Source organism: Bordetella pertussis 18323 (genome assembly GCF_000306945.1).
Classification (GTDB): domain Bacteria; phylum Pseudomonadota; class Gammaproteobacteria; order Burkholderiales; family Burkholderiaceae_B; genus Bordetella; species Bordetella pertussis.
This window is the reverse complement of the sequence record NC_018518.1, coordinates 865,970-879,767: the sequence shown is the minus strand read 5'-3', so window position 1 is coordinate 879,767 and position 13,798 is coordinate 865,970. Positions and strand designations below refer to the sequence as shown.

Sequence of the window (13,798 nt, the reverse complement as noted above, 5' to 3'; positions counted from 1 at the left end):
GCCATGTCCAGCGCCGTACCCGGCATGCATGCCATGCACCTCGGCCTGGAGCGCGGCGTCGACCACATCGTGCGCGGTCCCCGCTGCGAGCCCGCCCCCACCCTGCCACCCGAGCGCTGGCTCGAACCGCCCGCCACCGGCGCGGTCGATCATCTGAAAGCCCTGCTCGTACGCCCGGACCTGAGCGCGATGCTCGACGAGTCGGCGCGGCCTCGCCTGACGGATGGCGCATTATTCCAGCCCGCGCAGTTCGAGCGCGCCCTGGCCCAGGCGCGCGACGAACTGTCCCGGGCCATGGAACTGCATGCCGGCAACACCGCGCCAGCCTTAAGCCGCGCCTTGCACGTACTCAACGAGGCCGGAAAGCTGCGCGACCTGGCTGCCATGTATCGCAGCGCGCTCTACCAGGGATGATGCCGCATACCCTACCCTCGCCCAGCCTTCAGGTACGCGAACTTCTGCAATTGCTTGCGCACCACTACCAGTTGCAGCGCCAATGGAGCAAGACGGTTGCCCTGCTGGCGGCCCTGGATGCCCTGGACGCGATCGACAGCCAGTCCCTGCTGGCCCTGGCGCTGGGCTATCTGCACCAGGGCGAACCGCGCATGGCCTTGGTCACGCTGGACAAGCGCGCACTGCGCGCCACACCCGATGCCGCCGGCCATCTGGTCCGGGCGCAGGCCATGCAGGCGCTGAACCGACCCGACGACGCCCGCCAGGCCATGCGTGACTATATGGCGCTACGGGCGGCGTCTTGCGCGAGCGCGACCCCGCCATGACGAGCAAGAAATCCATTCGCCGCCTGCAACGCGCGGTGGCGCTGGCCACCAGCCGCAACGACATCGTACTGGCCGTGCTCATCGTGGCGATCGTCTTCATGATGATCCTGCCGTTGCCCACAACGCTGGTCGACGTGCTGATCGGTGCGAACATGACGCTGTCGGCAGTCCTGCTGATGGTCGCGATGTACCTGCCTTCGCCCCTGGCGTTTTCCTCGTTCCCTTCGGTCCTGCTGGTCACCACGCTGTTCCGGCTGGGCATCTCCATCGCGACCACGCGGCTGATCCTGCTGCAAGGCGATGCCGGCCACATCATCGAGACCTTCGGCAACTTCGTGGTGGGCGGCAACCTGATCGTCGGCCTGGTGGTTTTCCTCATCCTCACGATCGTGCAGTTCGTGGTCATCACCAAAGGCGCGGAGCGGGTGGCCGAAGTCGCCGCGCGCTTCTCGCTGGACGCCATGCCCGGCAAGCAGATGTCCATCGACGCGGACTTGCGCGCGGGCACCATAGACATGGACGAAGCCCGACGCCGACGCCGTACGGTCGAGAAGGAAAGCCAACTGTATGGCGCCATGGACGGCGCGATGAAGTTCGTCAAGGGCGATGCCATCGCCGGCCTGATCATCGTTGCCGTCAACCTGCTTGGCGGCATGCTGGTCGGCGTGCTGCAGCGCGGCCTGAGCGCCGGCGAGGCCGTGCAGACATATGCCATCCTGACCATAGGCGACGGGCTCATCGCGCAGATCCCGGCGCTGTTCATCGCCATCTGCGCCGGAATCATCGTGACGCGGGTGCAGACCGGGGATGGCCCCTCCAACGTAGGCACCGACATCGGCGCACAAGTGCTGGCGCAGCCTCGCGCCCTGGTCATTGCCGGCGCGATCTCGGCAGGCCTGGGCCTCATTCCCGGCATGCCCACGCTGGTCTTCTTCGCCCTGGCCGCCGCGGTGGGCACCATCGGTTTCGTACTGCTGCGCGCATCCCAGCGTCCGCCCGAAGGCGCCGAGCCCGCGCTCGCCGGCATGGCTGCCGACGGCCAGCCCCGCACCCGCGCGCCGGCGGATGGGCAGGCGGAATTCGCCCCCACCGTCCCGCTGATCATCGACGTAGCCGCGCGGCTGCAGCCCCGGTTCGAGCCGGCCACCCTCACCGACGATCTGCTGCAGATCCGGCGGGCGCTCTATTTCGACCTGGGCGTGCCGTTTCCCGGCATCCAGTTGCGCTTCACCGAAGCGCTGGCCGCCAATACCTACACCATCGTGCTGTCGGAGATCCCGGTGGCGCAAGGAATGTTGCGCGACGATGCCGTGCTGGTGCGGGACACCGAGCAGAACCTGCAGGCCCTGCGGATCGCATACGAAACGGGCGCGGCCTTTCTGCCCGATACGCCCACGATCTGGGTTGCGGCCAGTCTGACCGGCGCCTTGCGCGATGCAGGTATTCCTTACCTGGGTATCAGCCAGATCCTGACTTGGCACTTGGCATATGTATTGAAAAAATATTCAACCGATTTCATCGGCATCCAGGAAACCCGGTTTCTGCTTTCGGCCATGGAAGAACGATTTCCCGATCTGGTCAAGGAGTGCCTGCGCGTCATGCCGGTGCAGAAGATTGCCGAAATCCTGCAGCGCCTTGTTTCCGAAGAAGTGTCGATACGCAACCTGCGCGCCGTCCTGGAAGCGCTGGTCGAATGGGGCCAGAAGGAAAAGGATACCGTCCTGCTTACGGAGTATGTCCGAATCGCACTCAAGCGCTATATCAGCCACAAGTACACCAGCGGCCACAATATCCTGCCCGCCTACCTGCTGGCCCCCAAGGTCGAGGAAACCGTGCGCGCCGCCATCCGGCAGACCGCCGCCGGCAGTTATCTCGCCCTCGATCCGGACACGACACGCCGGCTGGTCGAGCACATCCGTCAATGTGTCGGCGATCTGGCCGCCGGCGCGAGCCGTCCCGTCTTGCTGACGTCGATGGACATCCGGCGCTACACGCGCAAGATGATAGAAGCCGATCTCTACGCCCTGCCGGTGCTGTCCTACCAGGAACTGACGCCGGAGATCAATGTACAGCCCCTGGGCAGGGTGGATCTATGACGACGGCGCTGGAATTCCGCGTGCTTTCAGGCGCACAGTGCATGGCGCGCTGCCCGGCCGTGCATGGCGCGCGCGTGGGCGCCAATCCGCATTGCGATATCGTCCTGACCGGCGAGGACATGCCCGAAGTGGCGGGATGGCTGGAGATCGACCAGTCCGGCTGGCGGTTGGCCGGCGCCGTGACGCCCGGCCTGGACGCCCAGGCGCCGTGTCCGCCCGCGGCCTTCAACGAACCCGTAGAGCTGGGAGCCGCCTGGATCACCGTGGCCGCCCCTTCCGCGCCGTGGCCCGCGCCGCCGGAGCCGTGCGGCCCGGACGGCAGCGACACAGCCTTGCACGACGTCCCTGGCTCGACAAGCCCGCCGTCCGTCGCTGCCCTCATGCCGCGCCGACGTGCAGGACGGCCCTGGCTGGCGCTGGGCGCGGCCGCGGCCGTCCTGCTGGTCGGCCTGGCCACGGCGCTGGTTTCCGTGACCACACCCGCCACGCCGCCGGCCGCGCCGCCCCCAACGCCCACCGCGCCGCTGGTCCGCGCCGCGGCGCTCATCGACAGCCTGGGCCTTACCGAGCAATTACAAGCGGCCTACGGCCGTGGCGGCGTGCTCACCGTGACCGGATGGGTGCACGACGAGACGGAATTCGCTCGGGTCGCCAGGGCGTTGGCGCAACTTGCGCCACGGCCTGCCATGCAGGTAAGCAGGCAGGACGAGGCCAGGGCCCTGGCCTGCGATGTCCTGGCGACATTCGGGGTGCGCTACATGGCGCGCCCGTACGGCAATGGCCGCCTGGCGATCTCGGGCATCGCCAGCGATGCGCACGAACGCGCCGCGGCGCTGCATGCGGTGCGCATGCGCCTGCCGGGCATGACGATCCTCGGTCGCGATGTACGCCTGGCCGACGAGGTCTCGGCCCAGTTCGCGGCCCAGCTGGCCGACGAACGCCTCGACGGCGTCAAGCTCAGCTGGCACGCCGACCGCCTGGACGCAGATCCCGGCGGATTGGCGGCAGGCCGCATGGCGCGCCTGCGCGAGCTGGTGGCCGCGTTCAACCAGCGCAACTACGACGTCGTCCGGCTGCCGGCCACCGCCGCGCGCGCGACGCGGGATCACGTGCCGTTCGAGATACGCAGTGTCGTGAGCGGCCCGCAACCGTACCTGATGCTGGCCGATGGCAGCCGCCTCCTGGTGGGCGGACTGCGGGACCAGTATCGCCTTACCGCCATCGAATCCGGCCGCCTGGTCTTCGATGGTCCCGAACCGGTCATCGTGACGCGATGAAATCGCCTCGGTAGCCGTCAACCCTCGTCTGCAACATCATATGAGTACATCTGTTCTAGCCCTGACCGAACTGGAAGTGCGCCTGGCATCGCCGGGCGGTTCCGCCTTGCGCGACACCTTGCTGTCGCAGCTTGGCGAACTGGAGACACGTTTGCGCGTCCGCCTGCACGATGGCGTGGGGCGCGACACCTATCCCGTATGGCGCGACGCGCTGGCGGCCGCCACCGCGGCCCGGCAGGTATTGCTGCAGCGCCCGACCGGGCCGGACAACCCTCCGGCGTCAGTCTTGACGCGCCTGAGCAATGAACAATGCGCCGAAGGAGACAAGCATGGCCATTAACCTGGGAGGCGACGCAGGCCGAGTGACCATGCAGAGCGTCAACCAGGCGGTCAATACGCGGCTGAACGCTCACGAACGCGACCTGCGCAGCCGCCTGGAGGCGCTCAGCGCGCGCGGAGACGGCGCGGTCAGCACGTCCGACCTGCTGATCGTGCAACAGGAAATGCAATCGTGGGTCGTGATGATCGATCTACAGAGCACGGTGGTCAAGCAGGTCGCGGATTCGCTCAAGGGCGTCATACAGAAGGCGAGTTGAGCCTGCCGCGGCGGCGCCCGGCAGTCGCCGCCGACCTAGACGCCGCGCGTCAGCGCGGCGATATTCGGGGCCGAGGTGGCGCAGCCGTCGTGGTCGCCGACGCGCCAGCGCGAGGCTTCCTGCAGCAGACGCTCACAGTGATCGAGCAGGATTGCGGGCGTGGCGCGCGACAGGGGTATGGCCTGCTGCAGATAGAACAACCCATCGCCGCCGATGCAGGCCACGACGCCGCTGCCGGCCTGCATGAAGTTGGCTCGGGCCATGCTTGCCGGGTTGGCCGCGTCCGCCGTGCCCAGCACGCAGGAAATCATGATTTCCGTCCGGGCGTGCACCGGTGCGATGAAGACCGGTGCGCACGGTTCGAAAATCAACTGACACAGGCCGCCGGCACCGGGGTTGAGCGAGTCGATGCCGATGAGGCGGCCGAAATCGGCGATGAGTTGGTGGTATGCCGTGTCGGTCATGGCGAGGCGAGCCTGCGTCGGGCGCAAGGGAAACCATACGCTCGAAATGCGTGGCAAAAGAGGGCAATGGTATGCGCACAGTCTGGAAGGCGCCAGCCGATTGCTTCTCGGAATATCCCGGTTTTCGGACGTCCGGCCGCAGGACCCCGCCAAGGGCATGCGGATCCGGCGCGCGCCATGGCGAATATCCGGACGCCACGCATTACCTGTTATTCGACAACAGGGAACCGGTGACGGCCGACCTGCTGGTCTTTCCGCGCCACGCGCGCTAGTTGTGAAGATTCAATAGGTTGTATGCATGGTTCATCCGAACCGGATTTGAGAAACTGGAAATCGCCAACCCCCCAGTTCACTCAAGGAGCCCGGCCGGATGAACACCCATAAGCATGCCCGATTGACCTTCCTACGTCGACTCGAAATGGTCCAGCAATTGATCGCCCATCAAGTTTGTGTGCCTGAAGCGGCCCGCGCCTATGGGGTCACCGCGCCGACTGTGCGCAAATGGCTGGGCCGCTTCCTGGCTCAGGGCCAGGCGGGCTTGGCCGATGCGTCCTCGCGCCCGACGGTCTCGCCCCGAGCGATTGCGCCGGCCAAGGCGCTGGCTATCGTGGAGCTGCGCCGCAAGCGGCTGACCCAAGCGCGCATCGCCCAGGCGCTGGGCGTGTCAGCCAGCACCGTCAGCCGCGTCCTGGCCCGCGCCGGTCTGTCGCACCTGGCCGACCTGGAGCCGGCCGAGCCGGTGGTGCGCTACGAGCATCAGGCCCCCGGCGATCTGCTGCACATCGACATCAAGAAGCTGGGACGTATCCAGCGCCCTGGCCACCGGGTCACGGGCAACCGACGCGATACCGTTGAGGGGGCCGGCTGGGACTTCGTCTTCGTGGCCATCGATGACCACGCCCGCGTGGCCTTCACCGACATCCACCCCGACGAGCGCTTCCCCAGCGCCGTCCAGTTCCTCAAGGACGCAGTGGCCTACTACCAGCGCCTGGGCGTGACCATCCAGCGCTTGCTCACCGACAATGGCTCGGCCTTTCGCAGCCGCGCCTTCGCCGCGCTGTGCCATGAGCTGGGCATCAAGCACCGCTTTACCCGACCTTACCGCCCACAGACCAATGGCAAGGCCGAACGCTTCATCCAGTCGGCCTTGCGTGAGTGGGCTTACGCTCACACCTACCAGAACTCCCAACACCGAGCCGATGCCATGAAATCCTGGCTACACCACTACAACTGGCATCGACCCCACCAAGGCATCGGGCGCGCTGTACCCATCTCCAGACTCAACCTGGACGAATACAACCTATTGACAGTTCACACCTAGAGCGCGGCCGCCTCGCGCGCCAGCTTTTGCGCTTGCTCGTAGTTGGCGCGGGCCTTGCCGTTCCACTCGCCTTCGAGCTGCGTGATCTGCTGGTTGACCGCGGCGTCCTTCTTGTTGCCGGCGAACAGCTTGAGGAACGCCGGGTCGGCGGCGCGCTCGGCGTCGACCAGCGGCGTCCAGGCCAGCTGGCGCGCCTGCGCCAGCAGCTCGGCCGCCTTGCCTTGCCCGGCGCGTTCGCCCAGCTTGGCTTCGGCGTCGTAGATGGCCTTGGTGGCGGCTTGCAGGTCCTTGAGCCGGAAGGTGATGGTCTGGTCGAACAGGCTCTGGACCACGTAGTAGCGCGCCTGCGACAGGTCGGCGTCGAAGTGCACCTTGCTGCGCTTGGCGATCTCGGCCGGGTCGGGATAGCCCGGCGGGATCTTGCCGGCCAGCGCCGCGTACGGCAGCACCGGCAGGCGCGAGATCTTCGGTTCGAGCAGCAGTTCCTGGCCGGCCTGGCTGAGCGTGAAGGCGATGAACTGCTTGCCTTCCTCGGTGTTCTTCGCGCCTTCGATGAGCGCGATGTTGGCCGGCACGATGGCGGTCTCGGACGGATAGACGAAATCGACCGGGAACTTGGAGTACTTGCTCGACAGGCCGAAGAAGTCGATCACCGGACCGGCGCCGAACTGGCCGTTGTTCACGCTGTCGGGCACGCCGAAGGAACGCTCGGTGACCGCGCTGGCGTTGCCCGACATGCGCAGCAGGGTGCCCCAGCCGTCATTCCAGCCTTCGCCTTGCAGGATCGTTTCCACCGTCAGGTGCATGGTGCCCGAGCGCGACGGCGCGGTGATGCCGACGTGGCCGAACCAGTGCGGCGCCAGCAGGTCCTTCCATTCGACCGGCGCGGGCAGCTTGTTGGCCTTGATGTAGCGCGTGTTGTAGATGATGCCGTAGCCGGCCAGCGCCTGGCCCATGTACATGCCCGAGGGGTCGTTGATCGGGTAGCTGCCGATCTTGTCGGGCACGGCCGGGTTGGCCACGTCCGGCGCCTTGGCCAGCAGCTTGTCGCGGCCCAGCACCTCGAAGGCGTCGGGGGCGCTGGCCCAGAAGACTTCCGGACGCTGGCCGGCCGGGGTTTCGCGCACGAAGGCGATGCCCGACACGGTGTTCTTGTTGAGGATCTCCAGCTTGATGTCCGGATGGGCCTTCTCGAAGGCCGCCTTGTAGGCCTGGGTCAGGTCCTTGGGGAAAGACGTGATGACCGTTACCGTGCCGGCCAGGGCCGGCGCGCAGGCAGCCATGATGGCCGCTGCGAGGACTGGGCGCAACGCTTGCATGGGTCTCCTCCTTTTTTGAGTTGTGGCAAGACCTTAATGCCCGTGTTCCCCCGAGTCCAATCAGAAATTTTGATGCGCGCCATCAACGGCGCGGCCGGCTTCAGCGCGCCGCCAGCCGCTGCGCCAGGCGCAATTGCTCTTCCAGCAGCTTCTGGATCTGCCCCTGGATGGCGAAGGCCTGGCGGTTCAGGTCCTGCAGCTGCCGGGCCTGCTGCTCGGCGGTGGCGTTGCTTTCGCGCACCTGGCGCATCTGGCGCATGATGGCCGCCAGCTGGCGCTGCAGGGCCTGCAAGGCCTCGGCCGCGGGGCTGCCGGCCTCGTCCTTTGCGCCGCTGGCGGCGGCCCGGTCGCGCAACTGCCTGGCGTACTGGTCGAACGCGCCGGCGGAGATGCGCGATGAAACGGAACTGACGGTCATGGTGGCGGCGTCCGCGTGGATTAGGGTTAGTCCTTAATACGGCAGGCGCGCGGACGAACTTAAACATATTGCTGCGCGCTTCCGACCCCCCTTACACTTGCGCCGCCCATCCCTTCAACTTCCACGCATACCTATGTCCAATACCTATTTCCCGCGCTGGCGGCTGGCCGACGACACCGTGCCGGGCGCGGTCATCGCGCCCGACGAACGCCTGTCCTGGCCCAAGAACATCGCCATGGGGGCCCAGCACGTGGTCGCCATGTTCGGTTCCACCGTGCTGGCGCCGCTGCTGATGGGTTTCGACCCCAATGTGGCGATCCTCATGTCCGGCATCGGCACGCTGATCTTCTTCCTGTTCGTCGGCGGCCGGGTGCCCAGCTACCTGGGCTCCAGCTTCGCCTTCATCGGCGGGGTGGTGGCGGTCACCGGCTATGTGGCGCCCGGCGCCAACGCCAATATCGGCGTGGCGCTCGGCGCGATCATCGCCTGTGGCCTGGTGTACGCGCTGATCGGCCTGGTCGTATGGGCGGCCAGCGCGCGCGGCAACGGGGCGCGCTGGATCGAGGCCATGATGCCGCCGGTCGTCACGGGCGCGGTGGTGGCGGTGATCGGCCTGAACCTGGCCCCGATCGCCGCCAAGGGCGCCATGGGTTCGTCCGGCTTCGAGGCCAGCATGGCGTTGATGACCATCCTGTGCGTGGGCGGCATCGCCGTCTACACGCGCGGCATGGTGCAGCGGCTGCTGATCCTGGTCGGCCTGGTGCTGGCCTGCGTCATCTACGCGGTCTGCGCCAACGGCCTGGGGCTGGGCGCGCCCATGGACTTCGCCAAGGTGGCCGCCGCGCCGTGGTTCGGCCTGCCCAGCTTCGCCGCGCCGGTGTTCGAGCCGCAGGCCATGGGCCTGATCGTGCCGGTGGCCATCATCCTGGTGGCCGAGAACCTGGGCCACGTGAAGGCGGTCGCCGCCATGACCGGACAGGACCTGGACCGCTACGTGGGCCGCGCCTTCGTGGGCGACGGCGTGGCGACCATGGTTTCCGGCGCCGTCGGCGGCACCGGGGTGACCACCTACGCCGAGAATATCGGCGTGATGGCCGTGACGCGCATCTATTCCACGCTGGTGTTCGTGGTGGCGGCCGTGATCGCGCTGGTGCTGGGGTTCTCGCCCAAGTTCGGCGCGCTGATCCAGACCATCCCCGGCCCCGTGCTGGGGGGCATGTCGGTCGTGGTGTTCGGCCTGATCGCCATCGCCGGCGCGCGCATCTGGGTGGTCAACCAGGTCGATTTCAGCGACAACCGCAATCTGATCGTGGCCGCCGTGACCCTGGTGCTGGGGGCGGGCGACTTCAGCGTCAAGCTGGGCGATTTCTCGATGAACGGCATCGGCACCGCCACGTTCGGCGCCATCATCCTGTACGCCCTGCTGGGCCTGGCGCGTCGCCGCTGACGGCGCGCCAACCCGGCACCGGGGCCGCGCTCAGTGGGCCGCGGCCGGCGGCAGGGCGGCATGGCCGCCCGCCGGCCCGGCCAGCGGCGCGGCGGCGACGTCGATGATGGCGCCGCCCTGCGTCCTGAAGACCGCCGCCGCGGCCGCCAGGTGGCGGGCCTGTTCTTCCATGGCCGTGGCCGCCGCCGCGGCCTGTTCGACCAGCGCGGCATTCTGCTGGGTGGTTTCGTCCATTTGCGAAATCGCCAGGCTGACCTGGTCGATGCCGCTGGCCTGCTGGGCCGAGGCGGCCGAGATCTCCCCCATGATGTCGGCCACGCGCTGTACCGAGGCCACCACCTCGTCCATGGTGCCGCCGGCGCTGGCGACCTGTTGCGAGCCGGCGCGCACCGTCGCCACCGAGCTCTCGATCAGGGCCTTGATCTCCTTGGCCGCCTGCGCGGCGCGCTGGGCCAGGCTGCGCACCTCGCCCGCCACCACCGCGAAGCCCTTGCCCTGTTCGCCGGCGCGCGCCGCCTCGACCGCGGCGTTCAGCGCCAGGATATTGGTCTGGAAGGCGATGCCGTCGATCACGGTGACGATGTCGGCGATCTGGCGCGAGCTCGCGGAGATGCCGTGCATGGTCTGCACCACCTGCGCGACCGACTCGCCGCCGCGCTGCGCCACCTGCATGCTGACGGCGGCCAGCTGATTGGCCTGCGCGGCATTGTCGGCGTTCTGCTTGACCGTGGTGGCCAGTTCCTCCATGGTGGCCGCGGTCTCTTCCAGGGCGGCGGCCTGCTCCTCCGTGCGGCTGGACAGGTTGGCGTTGCCGGCCGAGATCTCGGCCGCGCCGACGTTGATTTCGTCGACGCCGCGCCGCATGACGGCGATGGTGCGCGTCAGGCCTTCCTGCATGCGCTTGAGCGCCGCGAACAGCGCGCCGATTTCATTGGCCGAGCGCACCTCGATGCGCGCGGTGAGGTCGCCGTCGGCGATGCGGTCGAAATGATGGCCGGCCTCCAGCAAGGGGCGCAGCACCGCGCGGCGCACGAACAGCCAGCCGGCCAGGGTCAGCAGCACGCCCAGCGTGGTCAGCGCGATGGCGCTCCAGCGGGCCACGACATGGGTGTCCTCGGCGCCGCTGCGCACTTCGTCGCTGTGCGCCTGTACCCTGGCCAGAAAGGCTTCCATGTCGCGCTGGAATGCATGTTCGGCCTGCTGCGCGCGATGCATGGCGGCCAGGGCGGGCTCGGCCTGGCCGGCGTCGACGGCGGCGGCCAGCTCGTCCAGCACCGACTGGTAGGCGCGCCAGCGCGTCTGCAGGGTCGCGGCCAGCTCGGCCGCGGCCGGCTCCTTGGGCACGTCCACGTAGCGCTGGAATTGCGTGGCCGCCTGGCGCTGCGCCGCGCCGGCCTGCTGGTGCAGCGTCGCCACCGGGTCCAGGTGATTGGCCTGCAGGTTTGCCAGGGCCTCCAGCAGGGCGACGCGGGCGCGCAGCGCCGCGCCGCTGGCCTCGAACAGCGGGTCGACCTGGTTGACGGCGACCTGGTTCAGCCCCTCGATCTCGGCGGCGCTCCTGCCCGCGTTGCGCCACGTCAGGGCGCCCGACAGCATCAGCACCGCCAGGAAGCACGCGAATACCGCCACCATCGCGGTGCGGACCTTGATCCTTTCAAGCATGGGCATCTCCTGGGTAGGGTCTTGCGCAATAAACGTCGACGACGTGCGCGGCGTACCCGCGCGGGAAGTGTCAGGCCGTGACGTGGAATCCGTTGTTGATGTGGAATTCGACTTAAATGATCGGTATTCGGTATTAATTTGTTATTTGTAGTTATATATACGAATATTCATACCCGGATTTGCCCTAAGTTGGTGCGTTCTCGACGGGTGCTTTCGATTGCCCGGGGCCTGCGGCGCATGAAGGAATGCGCGGCAACGCCGGGCCCGCGCTGCGATCGGCGGCCAACACGCAGGTTTTGTGGCTTTTCCGCAGCCAACATGCGCCGAAACCTACGCCGGGCTTACAGGCTTGCAATTCCGGTGGACTTTGCCGACAATGTCATCTGATTGCCCCGGTTCCGACCCGAGCCGGGGTTTTGTTTTGGTCGACGCTTGGCCGCCGGATGCGGCAGGCCGATCAAAGAGGAGACAGCAAAGGGGAGCCTCGGTCGGGTTCGACCTTGTCTCGTCTTTTGTTCGCCTGTCTTCCGCAGCGGCCCGCCTGTTTCATGGCGAGGCCATACACCAAGCCGAGACCTTCACCGAAACGCTCCGTCGGGGGCGTTTTCTACTTTTGTTTGGGAAACGACATGTCTGCCATTCCTTTGACCGTGCGCGGGGCCGAGCGCTTGCAGCAAGAACTGCATCGGCTTAAGACCGTTGAGCGTCCTGCGGTGATCAGCGCCATTGCGGAGGCGCGTGCGCAGGGTGATTTGTCGGAAAATGCCGAGTACGACGCCGCCCGCGAACGCCAGGGCTTCATCGAAGGCCGGATCTCCGAACTCGAGGGCACGCTTTCGAACGCGCACCTCATCGATCCGACGGCGCTCGACGCCGAAGGCCGTGCCGTGTTCGGCGCGACCGTGGAAATCGAAGACCTCGACTCGGGCGACCGCCTGACCTACCAGATCGTGGGCGACGTCGAAGCCGACATCAAGTCCAACCTGATTTCGGTCTCCAGCCCGGTGGCCCGCGCCCTGATCGGCAAATCCGAGGGCGATGTGGTCGAAGTGAAGGTGCCGGCTGGCGTGCGCGAGTACGAAGTCATCGGTGTGCGTTATCTCTGACGCCGATTCCGCCCCCCTGCATACCCATGGCCAATGACCGACGCCGTTTCCACCATCAGCCAGCCGCTTGCGGCCAGGCGGGGTGGCACAGCCGCAGCCGTCGCGCTGCAGGCGTCCCGGATGCGATATCCCGGGCTCCGGTCGTGGCCAGCGTATTCCCCTTCTCGGCCGTCAACGGCTTGGGGGGCGCGGTATTCATCCGAATTCCTGAACGCCGGGCCGTGCGCCGGGCGTCTGTATCGTTGTCGCGCCGCGATGCACGGAACGTGCCGTCGGGCGCCGCAACGCCGGGCCGCGCCGCCTAGGTGTGAACTGTCAATAGGTTGTATTCGTCCAGGTTGAGTCTGGAGATGGGTACAGCGCGCCCGATGCCTTGGTGGGGTCGATGCCAGTTGTAGTGGTGTAGCCAGGATTTCATGGCATCGGCTCGGTGTTGGGAGTTCTGGTAGGTGTGAGCGTAAGCCCACTCACGCAAGGCCGACTGGATGAAGCGTTCGGCCTTGCCATTGGTCTGTGGGCGGTAAGGTCGGGTAAAGCGGTGCTTGATGCCCAGCTCATGGCACAGCGCGGCGAAGGCGCGGCTGCGAAAGGCCGAGCCATTGTCGGTGAGCAAGCGCTGGATGGTCACGCCCAGGCGCTGGTAGTAGGCCACTGCGTCCTTGAGGAACTGGACGGCGCTGGGGAAGCGCTCGTCGGGGTGGATGTCGGTGAAGGCCACGCGGGCGTGGTCATCGATGGCCACGAAGACGAAGTCCCAGCCGGCCCCCTCAACGGTATCGCGTCGGTTGCCCGTGACCCGGTGGCCAGGGCGCTGGATACGTCCCAGCTTCTTGATGTCGATGTGCAGCAGATCGCCGGGGGCCTGATGCTCGTAGCGCACCACCGGCTCGGCCGGCTCCAGGTCGGCCAGGTGCGACAGACCGGCGCGGGCCAGGACGCGGCTGACGGTGCTGGCTGACACGCCCAGCGCCTGGGCGATGCGCGCTTGGGTCAGCCGCTTGCGGCGCAGCTCCACGATAGCCAGCGCCTTGGCCGGCGCAATCGCTCGGGGCGAGACCGTCGGGCGCGAGGACGCATCGGCCAAGCCCGCCTGGCCCTGAGCCAGGAAGCGGCCCAGCCATTTGCGCACAGTCGGCGCGGTGACCCCATAGGCGCGGGCCGCTTCAGACACACAAACTTGATGGGCGATCAATTGCTGGACCATTTCGAGTCGACGTAGGAAGGTCAATCGGGCATGCTTATGGGTGTTCATCCGGCCGGGCTCCTTGAGTGAACTGGGGGATCGGCGATTTCCAGTTTCTCAAATCCGGTTC

15 protein-coding genes are annotated in these 13,798 nt (G+C 67.1%); 9 read left to right on the top strand and 6 right to left on the bottom strand.

Features of this window, described 5'->3' with window-relative positions; translation table 11 throughout:
• Window positions 1–3 precede the first annotated feature (3 nt).
• Genes sctX through bscF form a run of 6 tightly spaced genes read left to right on the top strand, consistent with a single transcriptional unit; the run spans window position 4 to window position 4,748 of the window.
• Entirely contained in the window at window positions 4–414 is a 411-nt protein-coding gene (gene sctX, locus BN118_RS04155; protein ID WP_010930829.1) for a type III secretion apparatus assembly protein SctX, read from the top strand.
• A complete protein-coding gene (locus BN118_RS04150; RefSeq protein WP_010930830.1) occupies window positions 411–779 on the top strand; it encodes a tetratricopeptide repeat protein in 369 nt (122 codons plus the stop codon). Before sctX ends, BN118_RS04150 begins: the two co-directional genes overlap by 4 nt.
• A complete protein-coding gene (gene bcrD, locus BN118_RS04145) occupies window positions 776–2,875 on the top strand; it encodes a SctV family type III secretion system export apparatus subunit BcrD (RefSeq protein WP_014905547.1) in 2,100 nt (699 codons plus the stop codon). The genes BN118_RS04150 and bcrD overlap by 4 nt, the downstream gene beginning before the upstream one ends.
• Window positions 2,872–4,152, top strand: coding sequence for a SctD family type III secretion system inner membrane ring subunit BscD (gene bscD / locus BN118_RS04140; RefSeq protein ID WP_010930832.1), 1,281 nt, complete (start codon window positions 2,872–2,874; stop codon window positions 4,150–4,152). The genes bcrD and bscD overlap by 4 nt, the downstream gene beginning before the upstream one ends.
• A gap of 40 nt (window positions 4,153–4,192) precedes the next feature.
• Entirely contained in the window at window positions 4,193–4,492 is a 300-nt protein-coding gene (gene bscE, locus BN118_RS04135; RefSeq protein WP_003820040.1) for a type III secretion system protein BscE, read from the top strand.
• The gene (bscF, locus tag BN118_RS04130) at window positions 4,482–4,748 is read left to right on the top strand and encodes a type III secretion system protein BscF (RefSeq protein WP_003809869.1); all 267 of its coding nucleotides are present in this window, start codon (window positions 4,482–4,484) and stop codon (window positions 4,746–4,748) included. Before bscE ends, bscF begins: the two co-directional genes overlap by 11 nt.
• A 35-nt stretch (window positions 4,749–4,783) precedes the next feature.
• Here the strand turns inward: bscF and BN118_RS04125 are convergent, their stop codons facing one another.
• A complete protein-coding gene (locus tag BN118_RS04125) occupies window positions 4,784–5,239 on the bottom strand; it encodes a CesT family type III secretion system chaperone (protein WP_010930833.1) in 456 nt (151 codons plus the stop codon).
• Window positions 5,240–5,421: 182 nt separating this feature from the next.
• Window positions 5,422–5,565 carry a hypothetical protein gene (locus BN118_RS20095; protein ID WP_157988137.1) on the bottom strand — a complete coding sequence of 48 codons (144 nt, stop codon included), beginning with the start codon at window positions 5,563–5,565 and terminating at the stop codon, window positions 5,422–5,424.
• 17 nt (window positions 5,566–5,582) lie between these two features.
• Between BN118_RS20095 and BN118_RS04120 the strand changes: the two genes are divergently transcribed.
• Complete coding sequence (locus tag BN118_RS04120) at window positions 5,583–6,533, top strand: IS481-like element IS481 family transposase (protein WP_005013747.1); 951 nt, start codon at window positions 5,583–5,585, stop codon at window positions 6,531–6,533.
• Here the strand turns inward: BN118_RS04120 and BN118_RS04115 are convergent.
• Entirely contained in the window at window positions 6,530–7,852 is a 1,323-nt protein-coding gene (locus tag BN118_RS04115) for an ABC transporter substrate-binding protein (RefSeq protein WP_010930835.1), read from the bottom strand. The two genes, BN118_RS04120 and BN118_RS04115, sit on opposite strands and share 4 nt — an antisense overlap.
• Before the next feature lie 100 nt (window positions 7,853–7,952).
• Window positions 7,953–8,270, bottom strand: a complete 318-nt coding sequence (locus tag BN118_RS04110; RefSeq protein WP_004568205.1) for a hypothetical protein — start codon at window positions 8,268–8,270, stop codon at window positions 7,953–7,955.
• A gap of 133 nt (window positions 8,271–8,403) precedes the next feature.
• Here BN118_RS04110 and BN118_RS04105 point away from each other — a divergent pair, with 133 nt between their 5' ends.
• A complete protein-coding gene (locus tag BN118_RS04105; RefSeq protein WP_003809610.1) occupies window positions 8,404–9,717 on the top strand; it encodes a solute carrier family 23 protein in 1,314 nt (437 codons plus the stop codon).
• Between the two features lie 30 nt (window positions 9,718–9,747).
• On the opposite strand, the gene BN118_RS04100 is transcribed toward BN118_RS04105, so the two are convergent.
• On the bottom strand, window positions 9,748–11,385 hold the full coding sequence (locus tag BN118_RS04100) for a methyl-accepting chemotaxis protein (RefSeq protein ID WP_019247142.1): 1,638 nt from the start codon (window positions 11,383–11,385) through the stop codon (window positions 9,748–9,750).
• Window positions 11,386–12,008: 623 nt separating this feature from the next.
• Between BN118_RS04100 and greA the strand changes: the two genes are divergently transcribed.
• Window positions 12,009–12,485 carry a transcription elongation factor GreA gene (gene greA, locus BN118_RS04095; RefSeq protein ID WP_003809615.1) on the top strand — a complete coding sequence of 159 codons (477 nt, stop codon included), beginning with the start codon at window positions 12,009–12,011 and terminating at the stop codon, window positions 12,483–12,485.
• A 301-nt stretch (window positions 12,486–12,786) separates the two neighbouring features.
• Here greA and BN118_RS04090 read toward each other — a convergent pair whose 3' ends face one another.
• Complete coding sequence (locus BN118_RS04090; RefSeq protein WP_010930742.1) at window positions 12,787–13,737, bottom strand: IS481-like element IS481 family transposase; 951 nt, start codon at window positions 13,735–13,737, stop codon at window positions 12,787–12,789.
• Window positions 13,738–13,798: the final 61 nt, after the last annotated feature.